Below are 14036 nucleotides of genomic sequence, written 5' to 3'. Positions count from 1 at the left end.
CCCACAGCGAGGTCGCGGCGATCAGGACCCCGGCGACGGCGAGCAGGTAGGCCCACGCGTGTCCGCTGGCGATGAGCGCGGCGGCGGCGGCCACGGCGACGGCGGTCGCGGCGAGGGCGGTCAGCCGTAATCGGCGCAGCGCGGCGAAGGTCTCGTTGACCGCGTGAGCATGCTCTCGGTCGACCACGAAATCGAAGCGGCGCACGCCTTCCTTCCTAGCACAAGTTGCGGAGGGGTTGCCTCCACTTATTTGCCCGGTGTTCGCTCAGAGTACCGCCGAAAATGCCCGGATCACCGCGAGCCTCGCCGGTCGCGGCCCGATTCCGGCCGGGGAGCCACTACGCTCGCTGCCGATCCGCCCGCCGCGCACCCGGGAGAATGCATGCCGCTGTCCCGTCGTACCTTCCTCGCCGCCCCCGCACTGGCCTACGCCGCCGCCACCGCCGGCGCGCCCCGCGCGGGCGCCGCGCAGCCGGAGGTCGTGACGCCCGGACACCCCGACTACGCGGCCCTCACCCAGCGCGGATACAACCGCCGCTTCACCGGCAGCCCGGACCGCGTCTTCCTGCCCGCGGACGCCGAGGAGGTGCGGGCGGCGGTCGGGATCGCCGCCGGTGACGGCGCCCCGATCGCGGTCCGCGCGGGCGGGCACGGCTTCGCCGACCTGGTCGACGACGCACGCAACCGCACCCTCCTCGATCTCGGCCGCCTCCGAGAGGTGCGCTGGGACAGCGAGTACCGCGCGTTCTCGGTCGACGCGGGCGCGCAGCTCGGGCCGGTGACCGACCGCTTGCTGAACCAGTGGGGCGTGACGCTGCCCGCCGGGATCTGCCGGGGAGTCGGCGCGGGCGGGCATTTCAGCGGCGGCGGCTACGGGCCGCTGTCGCGACGGTTCGGGCTGGTGGCCGACCACCTGCACGGCGTCGAGGTGGTCACCGTGGACACCGACGGGCGGGCCCGCCTCACCGTGGCCACCGCCGACGGACCCGAGACCGACCTGTGGTGGGCGCACACCGGCGGCGGGGGCGGCAATTTCGGGGTGGTGACCCGCTACCTGCTGCGCTCCCGCGACAGCGACGGCGCCGAACCCGCCCGCGCGCTACCCACCGCCCCCGGACGGATGCTGCACACCCGCCTGCTGCTGCCGGTCGCCACCGCCGACTCCTTCGTCCGTTTCGTCGGCAACTATCTGCGCTTTTTCGCGGCGCACAGCGCGCCGGACGACCCGTTCACCGGCCTGTACGCGCCCCTGCACATCCGGCCCGGTTTCGCCGGGCCCTCCGATGTCCTGATCATCCTGGACGCCGACCGGCCCGGCGCGCACGACCGGCTGACCGAGTTCGTCGCGGCGCTCGCGGACGGGGTGTTCCCCGGCCCGGTCCTGCAACCGGTCGCCGAATCCGGGTACGGCGACACGGTTTCCCAGGTGTACTACGCGGCGGGCATGCCCGGGTTCCGGGTCAAGGCCAAGGCGGCCTACCTGCGGCGGCCGCTCACCGACGACCAGCTGGCCACCCTGCACCGGTACCTGGCCGACCTCCGCTTCCTCGGCGAATCCCAGCTGGAGTTCCTGCCGTTCGGCGGCGCGGTCAACAGCACCGCCGAAGAGGCCACCGCGTTCCCGGTGCGTGACTCGTTCATGACCATGCTGATCCACGCCGCCTGGCGGGCGCCCCAGGACGACGAACGCCACCTCGCCTGGGCGCGTGGGCTCTTCGGCGACGTCTTCGCGAGCACCGGCGGCGTGCCGGTCCCCGGCGAGAACTACGGCGGCTGCTACATCAACTACCCCGACCCCGACATCGCCGACCCGCGCTGGAACACCTCGGGCGTGCCCTGGCACGCCTTCTACTACCGGGCCAACTACGAACGCCTGCGCCGGATCAAGGCCCGGTGGGACCCGGGAACGGTGTTCCAGCACCGGCTCTCGCTCGACCGGGCGTGACGGCCACGCTCAGGCGACGCCGCCGATCGCGGGGCCGAGCAGGTCGTCGGCGTCGGTGATGCGGTAGGCGTAGCCCTGCTCGGCGAGAAACCGCTGCCGGTGCGCGGCGTATTCGGCGTCGAGGGTGTCGCGCGCGACCACCGAGTAGAAGTGCGCCTGGCCGCCGTCCTGCTTGGGACGCAGCAGCCTGCCGAGCCGCTGCGCCTCCTCCTGGCGCGACCCGAAGGTGCCCGAGACCTGCACGGCGACCGAAGCCTCCGGCAGGTCGATGGAGAAGTTGGCGACCTTGCTCACCACCAGCACCGGGATCTCCCCGGCGCGGAAAGCGTCGAAGAGGGCCTCGCGCTCCTTGTTCTTGGTCGCGCCGGTGATCACGGGGGCGCCCAGGTCGGCGCCGAGCTCGTCGAGCTGATCGAGGTAGGCGCCGATCACCAGGCTCGGCGCGTCCTTGTGCGCGGCCAGGATCGCCTCGACCACCGGGATCTTCGTCCGCGCCGTCGAACACAGCTTGTAGCGCTCCTCCGGCTCGGCGGTGGCGTAGGCCATGCGCTCGGCGTCGGTGAGGGTCACCCGGACCTCGACGCAGTCCGCGGGCGCGATCCAGCCCTGCGCCTCGATGTCCTTCCACGGCGCGTCGTAGCGCTTGGGGCCGATCAGGGAGAACACGTCGCCCTCCCGGCCGTCCTCACGCACGAGCGTCGCGGTCAGGCCGAGCCTGCGGCGCGACTGCAGATCCGCGGTCATCCGGAACACCGGCGCGGGCAGCAGGTGCACCTCGTCGTAGATGACCAGGCCCCAGTCGCGGCTGTCGAACAACTCCAGATGCTTGTACTCGCCCTTGGACTTGCGGGTGATCACCTGGTACGTGGCGATGGTGACCGGGCGGATCTCCTTGCGCTCCCCGGAGTACTCGCCGATCTCGTCCTCGGTCAGGCTGGTCCGCGCCAACAGCTCACGACGCCACTGCCTGCCCGCCACGGTGTTGGTGACCAGGATCAACGTCGTCGCCTTGGCCTTGGCCATCGCCGCCGCGCCGACCATCGTCTTACCCGCGCCGCACGGCAGCACGACCACGCCGGAGCCGCCCGCCCAGAACGAGTCGGCGGCCATCTCCTGGTAGTCGCGCAGGTGCCAGTGCCCGCCGGTGTAGTCGAGATCGATCGGGTGCGCCTCACCGTCGACATATCCCGCGAGATCCTCGGCGGGCCAGCCGATCTTGAGCAGCATCTGCTTGATGTGGCCGCGCTCGGAGGGATGCACGATGACCGTGTCGTCGTCGATCCGCGCGCCGAGCATGGGCGCGATCTTCTTGTGCCGCAGCACCTCCTCCAGCACCGCCCGATCCAGGCTGACCAGGGTCAGCCCGTGCGCCGGATGCTTGACGAGCTGGAGTCTGCCGTAGCGGCCCATCGTGTCGACGATGTCGACCAGCAGCGGCTGGGGCACCGGATAGCGGGAGAAGTTCACCAGGGCGTCGACCACCTGCTCGGCGTCGTGGCCCGCCGCCCGTGCGTTCCACAACGCCAGCGGCGTGATCCGATACGTGTGCACGTGCTCAGGGGCACGCTCCAGCTCGGCGAACGGCGCGATGGCCTGCCGGGCCGGACCGGCCAGCTCGTGGTCGACCTCCAGCAGCAGCGTCTTGTCGCTCTGCACGATCAGCGGCCCATCGACCATCACGTCACCTCCTGTGTCTGTGGAGCGCCGGGGCGCTCGAGTCGCGGCCCTTCGGGTCCCGGTGACCGCCGCGGCGCGGCGGGGGCCTCCTCGGGGTCGGCCCGTCGGGGTCGGTTCTCAGGGCCGGCTCCCTCGGGGTCTGTCTTTGCGGGTCGGCCCTCGGGAGTCGGCCCGTTGCGGGAGCGGCCCGTCGAGGTTCGGCCCCGCCGGACTGGCCGTCGGGTCAGCCCTCATGGGGTCCCCCGTCGGGTTCGGCCCCTTGTCGGGCTCCGCCCGCCGGGGCGGCCCGGCGGGGTCCCCGTGGCGGGTCGGTTGTCGCGGGGGCCTCGTCCAGGTTACCTGCGGTGTTCGGGGTCCACGTGTTGTCGACTGGACCGCGACAGCGAGGGCCGCCCGGCGCCAGACTCGGGTCATGACGCAGACGGCGGCGGTGTTCGGGGTGGCGGCGGCGGGGCTCGGCATGGTGCTCACGCCGGGCCCCAACATGATGTATCTGGTGTCGCGGACGGTGTCGCAGGGGCGGCGGGCGGGGTTGATCTCGCTGGCGGGGGTGGCCGCCGGCTTCGCCTGCTACCTCGTCGCGGCGACCGCGGGCATCACCGCGGTGTTCGCGGCGGTTCCCGCGCTCTACCTGGGGCTGAAGGTCGCGGGCGCCGCCTACCTGCTGTATCTGGCCTGGCAGGCGGTGCGGCCGGGCGGGGCCTCGGTGTTCGCGCCGGCCGCGCTGCCCGCCGACCCCGCCCGGCGCCTGTTCACCATGGGCCTGGTCACCAATCTGCTGAACCCGAAGATCGCCGTGATGTACCTCGCGCTGATCCCCCAGTTCGTCGACCCGGCGGCGGGCCGGGTCTGGGCGCAGAGCCTCGGGCTCGGTGCGGTGCAGATCACGGTCGCGCTGACGGTGAACGCGCTGATCGTCCTGAGCGCCGCCTGGGTGGCGGGCTTCCTCGGCACCCGCCCCCTGTGGACCCGCGTCCAGCGCTGGTTCACCGGCGGCATCCTCGCCGCCATCGCCGTCCGCCTGCTGACCGACCGCGCCCGCCCGGTCGCCGCCCTCTGACGAAGACCCTACGACCTATGTCGAACAGTGATCACTGATGCGCAAGAGATCGCTTGGAATCGCGCCGATCGTATCGGTGTTGTTCGCTCTCACTGTGAGCTGTGCTGCGCCGAAGATCGATCAGGAGACGACCGACTGCGCGGGCCCTACCTTCGATCTGGCAGATCCCGCCGAACCGCTCGGCTCCAATGAAGCGCTGCGAACCGGACTGCGGCGAGCGGTCGCAGACCGGACGCCGGAAACGACGATGTCGGCGATTGTGAAAGACGCGGGGTGGTCTTCCGACTGGGATACCGCTCTCTCTATCGGAGGCGGCATGACGGCGGCGAAGATCAATCGGACGCCCGGGATCTCGGTCACCGACAGCTGTGTGCGCAACGTACCGGCACGACCCGATGTCGAGGGCGCGGGGATCACCTACACGGTGTTCACGAAGGGTGGCCGGCTCCTGCAATCAGTGAAATGGACCGAGCCGAGCCCCCCGCTCCTCTTCCGAAGGAAGGACTATCTCCTGCCGGAAACAAGGCTGGTGTTCGAACAGTCGGCGGGTGCGATGGCAACCCAGTGGTAGGAGACTCTCGGGATAACGAGCCTGACCGCTATCGACCTTCCACACCACCTGGAACCGCCCTCGCGAGGTAGCCCACCTCCAGCGCCGCCCACAGGGCGCCGTCGGCGCCGAGCGTGATGCCGTGGGGTTCGGCGTCCCGGCGGGACAGCGGGTGGACGCTGATGTGGCCGTCCGGGGTGACGCGGCCGATGCGGGAGGTGCCCCATTCGGTGAACCAGCACGCGCCGTCGGGGCCGGCGGTGATCGCGTGCGGGCGCGCCGCGGGGTCAGGGAGGGGGAACTCGGTGATCGCGCCGTCGAGCGCGATGCGGCCGATCCGGCCCGCGCCGATCTCGACGAACCACACCGCGCCGTCGGGGCCCGCGGTGATGCCGACGGGCATCGCCTTCGCCGTCGGCAGCGGGTACAGCGTGATCGCGCCCTCGCTGTCGATACGGCCGATGGCGTCGGCCTGGTTGAGGGTGAACCAGCAGGCGCCGTCGGCGCCCGCGGTGATCATGGACGGGTAGCCGCCGGTGCGCGGCAGCGCGAACTCGGTCAGGGTGCCGTCGGGGGTGAGGCGGCCGAGGCGGTCGGCGTACATCTGGGTGAACCAGAGCGCGCCGTCCGCGCCGGTCGTGATCGCGCACGGTCCGGCCCCCGGCGTGGGCAGCGCGACGTGGGTGAGCTCGCCGTCGGTGGTCAGCCGACCGATGCGGTGGCCCTGGTATTCGGTGAACCACAGGGCGCCGTCGGGTCCGGCGGTGATGCCCATCGGCTGCCCGGCGGCGCCGCCCGCGTCGAAGGTCGTCACGGTGCCGTCGGGGTCGCGGCGGCCGATGCGCCCGGTGTGGACCAGGGTGAACCAGAGCGCACCGTCGGGGCCTGCGGTGAGCGCGTAGGGCCCGTCCTCGGGCCCGGCGACGGGGAATTCTTCGATACGCACGGTCAAACCAGGTGGCCTTTCTCGATGTCGAGGACGGTGCCGGTGAAGCGCTCGCGCAGGGCACGGTCGTGGGAGACCACGACCAGGGCGCCACGGTAGGCGTCGAGCGCGGTCTCCAGTTCCTCGACCAGGGTCAGTGACAGGTGGTTGGTCGGCTCGTCCAGCAGCAGCAGGTCGTGCTCGTCGGCGAGGAGCCGGGCGAGGGCGACGCGGCGCTGCTGCCCGACCGAGAGGCGGGCGACGGGGAGGTCGAGCGTCTCGGGGCCGAACAGCCCGAACGACAGCAGCTGCGCGCGCTGGTCGTCGGGATGCCCGGGCCGGTCCGCCCCGAACACGCCGAGCACGGTCTGCCCGGTGTCGCCGAACGCGACCTCCTGGGGGAGGTAGCCGATGCGGGCGCGGCGCGCCACGGTCCCGGCGTCGGGTTCGTGGCCCGCCATGACCTTCAGCAGCGTGGACTTGCCCGCCCCGTTCCCGCCGTGGACGAGCAGCCGGTCACCGGCGGCGACCCGCAGGAACGGCACGTCGAGGCGGTCGCCGACGCGCACACCCTCCAGCTCGAGCAGGGTGCCGCTCGCCCGGCCGCCGAACCGGCCGCGGAACCGCAGCGGGTCCGGCGGCCTGCGCACGGGGTGCGCGCGCAGCCGGTGCAGCCGCTCCTGGGTGTTGCGGACCCGGCCCGCGACCGAGCTCTGCACGCGGCCCGCGTTGCGGTCGTAGGCCATCTTGTTGTTGTCGGTCATGGCCCGGCCCGGCGCGACGCGGCGGGCGGTGGTGGCGGCGAAGGCTTCGAGCCGGTCGACCTCCGCGCACCACTGCTCGTACTCCTGTTCCCAGCGCTGCCTGGCCGCGGCCCCGGCGGCGAGGAACCCGGTGTAGCCGCCGCCGAAGCGGGTGACCGCGCCGTGGTCGACCTCGATGATCGCGGTCGCGACCCGGTCGAGGAACACCCGGTCGTGGGACACGACGACGACGGTGCCGTTGTGGGCGCGCAGCCGGTCCTCGAGCCAGGTCAGCGACGCGGCGTCGAGGTGGTTGGTCGGCTCGTCGAGCAGCAGGATCTCCGGCGAGGCCGCCAGCAGGCAGGCCAGGCCGAGCCGGGCCTGTTCGCCGCCGGACAGGCTGCCGAGGACCCGCTCGCGGCCGATGTGCGCGAGCCCGAGCCCGTGCAGCGATTTGTCGACGCGGGCGTCGGCCTCGTAGCCGCCCCTGGCCTCGTAGGCGCTGAGGGCCTCGCCGTATTCGGCGAGGCGGTCCGGGGTGAGGTCGGCCTCGAGGGCGCGCAGGCGTCGTTCTAGGGCGCGCAGGTCGGCGAGGGCGTGGTCGATCACCTGCGCGACGGTGTGCCCGGGCGGCAGGCCGAGGGTCTGGCCGAGGTGGCCGACCCCGCCGTCGGCGCTGACGGTGATCTCCCCGGCGTCGGGGCGTTCGGTTCCGGCGATCAGCCGGAGCAGGGTGGACTTTCCTGCCCCGTTCTCGCCGACGATGCCGACGCGCTCACCGGGTGTGACGGTGAGCGAGATCCCGTCGAGGACGGCCCGGACGCCGTAGGACTTGGTGACGTTCCGCAGTGCGAGCTGAGCGGGCAAAGGTGGACTCCTGTCGATGAACACGGGTGGGAACGGAGAGGGCGGTGTTCGGGGACAGGTCCATGACCAGGGTTCCTCCTCGGATCGGTAACGCAACCGATGTTGCGTTACGAACAGCATGGACCATCCGCGCGATTAATGCAACACTTATTGCATTAATCTTCGTCATGACACCGAGGAGCACCCGATGACCCAGGCCGCACCGGGGACCGTCCGGCCGGGCGGACGCACGGCGCGCACCCGCGACGCGGTGCGCGCGGCGACCCTGGCCGAACTCGTCGCCCACGGCTTCGGCGGCCTGACCGTCGAGAACGTCGCCGCCCGATCCGGCGTCCACAAGACCACCGTCTACCGGCGCTGGGGCAACCCGGAGGGCCTCGTCGCCGACGCCCTCGACCTCGCCGCGGGCGAGCCGTGGCCCGTCCCCGACACCGGCGGCGTCGCGGGCGACCTGCGCGGCCTCAACCAGCTCGTGCGCCAGGGCTTCGCCGATCCCGAGATCGGTCCCATCTCGCGCGCGTTCGTCACCGCCGCCATGCAGAACGCCACCGCCGCGGCCGCCCTGACCGCCTTCTACGCCGCCCGCCACGAGCAGTCGGCCGTGGTCGTGACGCGCGCGATCGAGCGCGGCGAGCTCCCCGCCGACATCGACGGCCACGAGCTGATCCGGATCGCGGTCGCGCCGGTCTACTACCGGCTGATCCTCAGCGGCGAGCCGGTGGACGAGCGCGCCGCCGACCGCGCCGCCGACGCCGCGCTGGCCGCCGCCCGCGCCGGGATCCTGACCCGCTGAACCCGCGGCGCGGGCGACACGTCCCGGCCCGCCGTCGCGGGCGCGGACGGGCGTGTCACGCTGCTACTCGCGGCAGACGGCGAGGAAGGAGCCCGCACGTGGGGATCGGTGAGGTGGTGGCCACGGCGCAGCTGGCCGCCGAACTGGACACCGCGGCGACGGCGGTGCACCGGATCGGCGAGCTGGCGGGCGTGGTCGCCTTCGCGGCGTCGGGCGCCCTCGTCGCGATCCGCAAGCGGTTCGACGTCTTCGGCATGGTGGTGATCGCGGCGGCGACCGCGCTGGGCGGCGGCATCCTGCGCGACCTGCTCGTCGGCCGCACCCCGCCCGCGGCCTTCACCGACCTCACCTACCTGTGCGCCGCCGTGCTGACCGCGCTGGTGTTGTTCTTCGTCGCGCCGCCGCGCCGGCTGGTGAACGGGCCGATGGAGGTCGCCGACGCGATCGGGCTCGGCCTGTTCAGCGTGACGGGCACGGTCATCGCGTATTCGGCGAACGCGGGCGCGCCGACGGCGGCCCTGCTCGGCATGACCACCGCGATCGGCGGCGGCGTCATCCGGGACGTGCTCAGCGGCGAGGTCCCCAGCGTGCTCCGCCCCGATCAGGACCTCTACGCCGTGCCCGCCCTGTGCGGCGCGACCGCGACCGCGCTGCTGCTGCACTTCGGGCTCTATTACGCCTGGACGGGCCTGCTGGCCGCGCTCGGCGCCATCACCTTCCGGCTGCTGGCCCACCGATACCAGTGGCACGCGCCGCTGGCCCGCCACGCGCGGGAGTGATCAGCGGACGCCGACCCCGGCGCGCAACCGCCGCACCCCTTCGTCGATGGTCTCGTCGCGCTTGCTGAACGTGAAGCGCACCAGGTGTTTCCATTCCTCGGGATGGTCGGCGAACACGCTGACCGGCACCGCGGCGACGCCCATGCGGGCGGGCAGTTCCCGGCAGAACGCGAGCCCGTCGCTCGCGCCCAGCGGCCGGATGTCGGCGCACACGAAGTAGCCGCCGGAGCTGGCGCACACCCCGAAGCCGGTGTCGGCGAGGGCGGCCGAGAGCCGGTTCCGCTTGTCCGCCAGCCCGTCCCGCATGCCGGCCACCCAGTCGAGTTCGTGCTCGACCGCGTGGGCGACGGCGGGCTGGAACGGGCCGCCGCCGACGAAGGTCAGGAACTGCTTGGCGGTGAGCACGCCGTCGAGCAGGGGCGCGGGCGCGCAGACCCAGCCGATCTTCCAGCCGGTCACGTTGAAGGACTTGGCCGCGCTGGACACCACCAGGGTGCGCTCACGCATGCCGGGCAGGGTGGACAGGCTGATGTGCTCGGCGCCGTCGTAGGCCAGGTGTTCGTAGACCTCGTCGACCAGCACGAGCAGGTCGTGCTCGATCGCCAGTCCCGCGATGGCGGCCAGGTCGGCCTCGCCCAGCACCGTCCCGGTCGGGTTGTGCGGCGAATTGATCAGCAGCATGCGGGTTCTCGGGGTGATCGCGGCGCGCAGGCTGTCCAGGTCGAGGACGAAACGGTCGCCGTCGGGGACGAGGCGGGCGGCGCGGCGGCGCGCGCCCGCCAGCGCGACGGCGGCCGAGTAGGAGTCGTAGTAGGGCTCGACGAGCACGACCTCCTGGTCGGCCTCGACCAGGCCGAGCACGGCGGCGGCGATGGCCTCGGTGGCGCCCACGGTGACCAGCACCTCCCGGTCGGGGTCGTAGTGGGTGCCGTAGCGGCGGGCGCGGTCGGCGGCGATCGCGGTGCGCAGCACCGGCATTCCGCGCCCCGGCGGGTACTGGTTGAGGCCGCCCGCGATGGACTCGCGGGCGATCTCGAGCATGCGGGCGGGGCCGTCGGTGTCGGGGAAACCCTGCCCGAGGTTGACCGCGTCGTGCGCGACGGCCAGTTCGGTCATCTCGGCGAAGATGGTCGAGGCGAACGGGCGCAGGCGTTCGACGGTGGCGGGATTTCGCATCTCCGCAGCGTATCCCACTTTTCGGCCGTGTTGCCGACCGATAGCGAACACGCATGTTTCACAAACGTTTTCCCATTCTGACCTGCGGTATTGTGCGGTCCCCCAAGCTGAGCTAGCCTCGCCGTGTTCTACCTCACACACCACAGTGCCGTGGTATATCGAAAGGGGCGGGTTACATGGCCTCACCACTGATCGAATTCATCTCGCAGCCGGGAGCCACCGATGTCGTCGGTTCGGCGCTGCGTTTCATCCGCGAGACCATCACGGGCAGCCCGATCGTCGACTCCGTGACCGGCTCGTCCACCCCGGACTACAACCTGGGCTCCTCGACCCCCGACTACAACCTCGGTTCCTCGACCGGCAACCACAACTTCGGTTCCACCTACCCGTGATCGGGTGACGCTTCGGGCCGGGTTCGCGCGGGACCCGGCCCGAGCCGTGTCCGGGCCTCAGCGCAGCCGCGCGCCCGCCATCCGGTGCATGTCGGCGAAATCGTAGACGCCCCAGATCCTCTCCTCGTGCACGGTGAAACCCACCACCCGCACCGGGCGCCCGAACGGCGAGTTCGGGTCGGTGAGCACGAGCCCGAGCCGGCCGTTGACATCGGCCTCGCTCAGCTCCAGCACCGCGTCGCGGAGGTAGTCGTGCCATTGCGACAGAGCGGCCGCCGCGAGCGCGGGCGGCGCGAGCGCGCAGGCGGGCTCCGGATGGATGCGCGCGACAAGGGCGTTCGCGTCGCCGGCGGTGAGCGCGGCCAGGAACGCCCGCACCACCGCCGCATGCTCGTCCGCCCCGACCGGCGCGGGTACCCGGCCGAGGGTCCGGGCCGCGCGCTCGGCCAGCGCGCCGACCTCGGCGACGTCGACCTCGAGCAGCGCGGCGATCTCCGCGTCGGGCAGCGTCCCGTCCCGCAGGACCAGCGCGAGCCGCTCGGCAGGCGCGAGCGCGTCCATCGCGACCAGCGCCGCGAGCCGATGCCGTGGGTCGGCGGCGAGCGCGGCGAATTCGGCGGCGGTCCTCGTCGCGGGCGAGGTCACCACGGGCTCGGGCAGCCACCGGCCCGCATAGGTCTCGCGCCGGACGGCGGCGCCCCGCAGGTGGTCGAGGCAGATCCGGGCGACGGCGCCGACGAGCCAGGCGCGCAGGTCGTCGATCTCGGACTGATGCACCCCCGCCATCCGCAGCCAGGACTCCTGGACCGCTTCCTCGGCGTCACCGACACTGCCGGTGAGGCGGTAGGCCACCGAAAGGAGTTGGCCTCGATGTGATTCGAACAGATCGGCGAGCAGCGGGGATACCATCGCGCCTGATACTACGGCGGCCCCACCGCGCCCTCGCACGGTGCCACCGCACGCGGGCATTCCACGGCCCCGTTCAGGGTTCCCGCAGCCCGCGAATTCATCACCCGATCGTCCGCGAAATGGCTCACAATGCCTCGTCATTCGACGGCCGGTGTCCACCTTCCGAGAATTGCGGCGCCCGGAATTCCCGCCGATTATTTGAATTCACAGAGAGTGGAATTCTGGACAGAAGAGAGCCGGAATCGGAGTCCGCGTGAAAGTGTCTGCCGTGCAGCCGATCACCGTAGTCAACCGTTACCGGAGGTAACATGGAACACGGCCATGCCAGGCCACAGAGTGAAAGGCTCGCTGCGGGCCTCGGCGATCGATTCCATGTGGGCCGTCGAGCACGGAAATACCCGCCCATCTGGGGAAACGCCCCGAAACGGGCGGAAAGCGAGTCGGCCGCACGAGGAGAAAACGATCGGCCCGCCATACCGCTCTTATTCATCGACCGATCGCATGACACCCGGATCATCCGCGCCGAAATCATGTCTCCCCCATGAAACGGGCTTCGTCGTTCGCGCCGGATCGTGCTAGACCTATGCGGCCCGACCGCTTCTGGTCGGCTGACCTACACAAAACGGGAGTCATGTCCATGCGCGTCCTGCGTACCCTCGGCCTCGCGACCGTCGCGACCGGCATCGTCCTGTCCACCACCGGCATCGCCGCCGCCGCGGAGACCACTCCCGTGCCCGCCACCGGCTCGGCCGCGCTGTCCACCGCGCTCGGCGAACTCATCACCAGCGGTTCCGCCGGGGCCGGCACCACCCCGAAGACCGTCGCCGAAACCCCCGTTCCGACCACCGGCTCGGCCGCGCTGTCCACCGCGCTCGGCGAACTCATCACCAGCGGCTCGGCCGGGGCCGCCGCGAAGTAGGCCGTCCGCGTCGCCGCCGGAGCTCGGCGACCGGGACGGCCACGGCGGAACGGCCTCCACTCGGAGGGGGCCGGTCCGCCGTCGTGCCGCCCGCAGGGTCAGCGGCGGGCGTTGCGCGCCGTGCCGCGGTGGGCGGGGACGGCGGCCGGGTCCTCGGGCCAGGCGTGTTTGGGATAGCGGCCGCGCAGGTCGGCGCGGACCTGGGGCCAGCCGTTCGCCCAGAAGGACGGCAGGTCGGCGGTGACCGCGACCGGGCGCTGGGCCGGGGAGAGCAGGTGCAGCAGGATGCCCGCGCGGCCGTCGGCCAGGCGCGGGGTGTGCGTCCAGCCGAAGATCTCCTGCACCTTGACCGCGAGGACCGGCGGATCGGCCGTGTAGTCGAGGCGGATGGCGCTGCCGGAAGGGACCTCGAGGCGTTCGGGCGCCAGCTCGTCGAAGCGGGCGGCCTCCGGCCAGGGCAGCAGGCGCCGCAGGGCCGCGCCCGCGTCGACGGCCGCCAGGTCCGCGCGCCTGCGGGCGGTGGCCAGCTCGGGTCCGAGCCACCGCTCCGGGTGCGCGAGCAGGTGCTCGTCGTCGACCGCGGGCCAGGGCGCGCCGAGGGTGCGGTGGAGGAAGGCGAGCCGGGCGCGCAGGGCGCGTGCGTCGTCGGTCCAGCGCAGCAGGTCGGTGCCCTCCCGCGCGAGCCCCTCGCCCAGGGCGGCGCGCACCAGGTCCGGATCCGGCGCGCGCAGCGGCTTCTCGGCGAGCACGATGGCGCCGAGCCGTTCGACGCGGCGTGCCACGACGTCGCCGTCGCGCCACCCGACGTCCTCTCCGGCGAAGTACAGCGCCGACGCGGTCGCCCTGGCGAGTTCCTCGTCGGCGACGGCGGCCAGCCGGATCCGCCCCTCGGCCCGGCCCGGTTCGCGGTCGGCCACCGCGACGGCCAGCCATTCCGCGTCGCCGAGTCCCGACCCGGGCGGCAGCGTCACGGCCGTGCCGCTCGCCAGCAGGTAGGTCGCGGAGCCGGGGGCCCGGCGCCGCGCCAGCCGCTCCGGCTGGGCCAGCGCGATGACGCGCGCGTCGTCGGGACCGAACCCGGTGTGCGGCGAGGCGCCGCGTCGCCGCGTGCCGCCGGGCCCGGCGTCGCCGGCGCCCGTCGCGCCGTCCTCGCGGGCCCGCGGCCCGGTGCCGCTGACCGCTGGGTCGCCCCGCACCAGCCGTTCCAGGCGCCGGACCTCCCTGTCCCACTTGGGCGGCCGTTCCCAGCGCAGGACCCGCAGGGCGGCGGCCGCGTCCACACCGTCGGCGAGGGTGTCGTC

The 14036-nt window shown here is 72.6% G+C and carries 13 protein-coding genes and 1 pseudogene; 7 read left to right on the top strand and 7 right to left on the bottom strand.

What is annotated here, in order from left to right:
- Positions 1-205 (bottom strand): annotated as a pseudogene (locus ON36_RS03270) (DUF3239 domain-containing protein); the annotation flags it as partial.
- A gap of 177 nt (positions 206-382) precedes the next feature.
- On the opposite strand from ON36_RS03270, the gene ON36_RS03265 reads away from it, so the two are divergent.
- Complete coding sequence (locus tag ON36_RS03265; RefSeq protein ID WP_043647480.1) at positions 383-1945, top strand: FAD-binding oxidoreductase; 1563 nt, start codon at positions 383-385, stop codon at positions 1943-1945.
- Positions 1946-1954: 9 nt separating this feature from the next.
- Here the strand turns inward: ON36_RS03265 and ON36_RS03260 are convergent, their stop codons facing one another.
- Positions 1955-3622, bottom strand: a complete 1668-nt coding sequence (locus ON36_RS03260) for a DNA repair helicase XPB (RefSeq protein ID WP_043647484.1) — start codon at positions 3620-3622, stop codon at positions 1955-1957.
- Between the two features lie 412 nt (positions 3623-4034).
- Between ON36_RS03260 and ON36_RS03255 the strand changes: the two genes are divergently transcribed.
- Both ON36_RS03255 and ON36_RS34430 read left to right on the top strand, forming a co-directional pair.
- Positions 4035-4682, top strand: coding sequence for a LysE family translocator (locus tag ON36_RS03255; RefSeq protein ID WP_043647479.1), 648 nt, complete (start codon positions 4035-4037; stop codon positions 4680-4682).
- Positions 4683-4719: 37 nt separating this feature from the next.
- Positions 4720-5253, top strand: coding sequence for a hypothetical protein (locus tag ON36_RS34430; protein ID WP_157224750.1), 534 nt, complete (start codon positions 4720-4722; stop codon positions 5251-5253).
- A 28-nt stretch (positions 5254-5281) separates the two neighbouring features.
- Here ON36_RS34430 and ON36_RS03245 read toward each other — a convergent pair whose 3' ends face one another.
- Positions 5282-6178, bottom strand: a complete 897-nt coding sequence (locus ON36_RS03245; RefSeq protein ID WP_043647477.1) for a Vgb family protein — start codon at positions 6176-6178, stop codon at positions 5282-5284.
- A 2-nt stretch (positions 6179-6180) separates the two neighbouring features.
- Positions 6181-7767 carry a ribosomal protection-like ABC-F family protein gene (gene abc-f / locus ON36_RS03240; RefSeq protein WP_043647476.1) on the bottom strand — a complete coding sequence of 529 codons (1587 nt, stop codon included), beginning with the start codon at positions 7765-7767 and terminating at the stop codon, positions 6181-6183.
- 187 nt (positions 7768-7954) lie between these two features.
- Here abc-f and ON36_RS03235 point away from each other — a divergent pair, with 187 nt between their 5' ends.
- Both ON36_RS03235 and ON36_RS03230 read left to right on the top strand, forming a co-directional pair.
- Positions 7955-8560: a TetR/AcrR family transcriptional regulator gene (locus tag ON36_RS03235; RefSeq protein ID WP_043647475.1), complete on the top strand. Its 606-nt coding sequence runs from the start codon at positions 7955-7957 to the stop codon at positions 8558-8560.
- Between the two features lie 104 nt (positions 8561-8664).
- Positions 8665-9339, top strand: coding sequence for a trimeric intracellular cation channel family protein (locus ON36_RS03230; protein ID WP_373281763.1), 675 nt, complete (start codon positions 8665-8667; stop codon positions 9337-9339).
- On the opposite strand, the gene ON36_RS03225 is transcribed toward ON36_RS03230, so the two are convergent.
- On the bottom strand, positions 9340-10515 hold the full coding sequence (locus ON36_RS03225; protein ID WP_043647474.1) for a pyridoxal phosphate-dependent aminotransferase: 1176 nt from the start codon (positions 10513-10515) through the stop codon (positions 9340-9342). It abuts the gene before it with no gap.
- 176 nt (positions 10516-10691) lie between these two features.
- On the opposite strand from ON36_RS03225, the gene ON36_RS03220 reads away from it, so the two are divergent.
- Positions 10692-10907, top strand: coding sequence for a hypothetical protein (locus ON36_RS03220; protein ID WP_043647473.1), 216 nt, complete (start codon positions 10692-10694; stop codon positions 10905-10907).
- Positions 10908-10964: 57 nt separating this feature from the next.
- On the opposite strand, the gene ON36_RS03215 is transcribed toward ON36_RS03220, so the two are convergent.
- Entirely contained in the window at positions 10965-11816 is an 852-nt protein-coding gene (locus ON36_RS03215; protein WP_043647472.1) for a sigma factor, read from the bottom strand.
- 631 nt (positions 11817-12447) lie between these two features.
- On the opposite strand from ON36_RS03215, the gene ON36_RS03210 reads away from it, so the two are divergent.
- On the top strand, positions 12448-12735 hold the full coding sequence (locus ON36_RS03210) for a hypothetical protein (protein ID WP_043647471.1): 288 nt from the start codon (positions 12448-12450) through the stop codon (positions 12733-12735).
- A 98-nt stretch (positions 12736-12833) separates the two neighbouring features.
- Here the strand turns inward: ON36_RS03210 and ON36_RS03205 are convergent.
- A partial coding sequence (locus ON36_RS03205) for an ATP-dependent helicase C-terminal domain-containing protein (protein ID WP_281004807.1) occupies positions 12834-14036 on the bottom strand: 1203 nt, incomplete at its 5' end.

It is taken from the genome of Nocardia thailandica NBRC 100428 (assembly GCF_000308795.1).
GTDB classification, from domain to species: domain Bacteria; phylum Actinomycetota; class Actinomycetes; order Mycobacteriales; family Mycobacteriaceae; genus Nocardia; species Nocardia thailandica.
The sequence above is the reverse complement of the archived record's forward strand: the minus strand, read 5'-3'. Positions and strand labels throughout refer to the sequence as shown.

Coding starts and splice junctions, on each gene's coding strand:
- ON36_RS03265 (WP_043647480.1), top strand. CDS start 383: ATGCCGCTGTCCCGTCGTACCTTCCTCGCCGCCCCCGCACTGGCCTAC.
- ON36_RS03260 (WP_043647484.1), bottom strand. CDS start 3,622: ATGGTCGATGGGCCGCTGATCGTGCAGAGCGACAAGACGCTGCTGCTG.
- ON36_RS03255 (WP_043647479.1), top strand. CDS start 4,035: ATGACGCAGACGGCGGCGGTGTTCGGGGTGGCGGCGGCGGGGCTCGGC.
- ON36_RS34430 (WP_157224750.1), top strand. CDS start 4,720: ATGCGCAAGAGATCGCTTGGAATCGCGCCGATCGTATCGGTGTTGTTC.
- ON36_RS03235 (WP_043647475.1), top strand. CDS start 7,955: ATGACCCAGGCCGCACCGGGGACCGTCCGGCCGGGCGGACGCACGGCG.
- ON36_RS03225 (WP_043647474.1), bottom strand. CDS start 10,515: ATGCGAAATCCCGCCACCGTCGAACGCCTGCGCCCGTTCGCCTCGACC.
- ON36_RS03220 (WP_043647473.1), top strand. CDS start 10,692: ATGGCCTCACCACTGATCGAATTCATCTCGCAGCCGGGAGCCACCGAT.
- ON36_RS03215 (WP_043647472.1), bottom strand. CDS start 11,816: ATGGTATCCCCGCTGCTCGCCGATCTGTTCGAATCACATCGAGGCCAA.
- ON36_RS03210 (WP_043647471.1), top strand. CDS start 12,448: ATGTCCATGCGCGTCCTGCGTACCCTCGGCCTCGCGACCGTCGCGACC.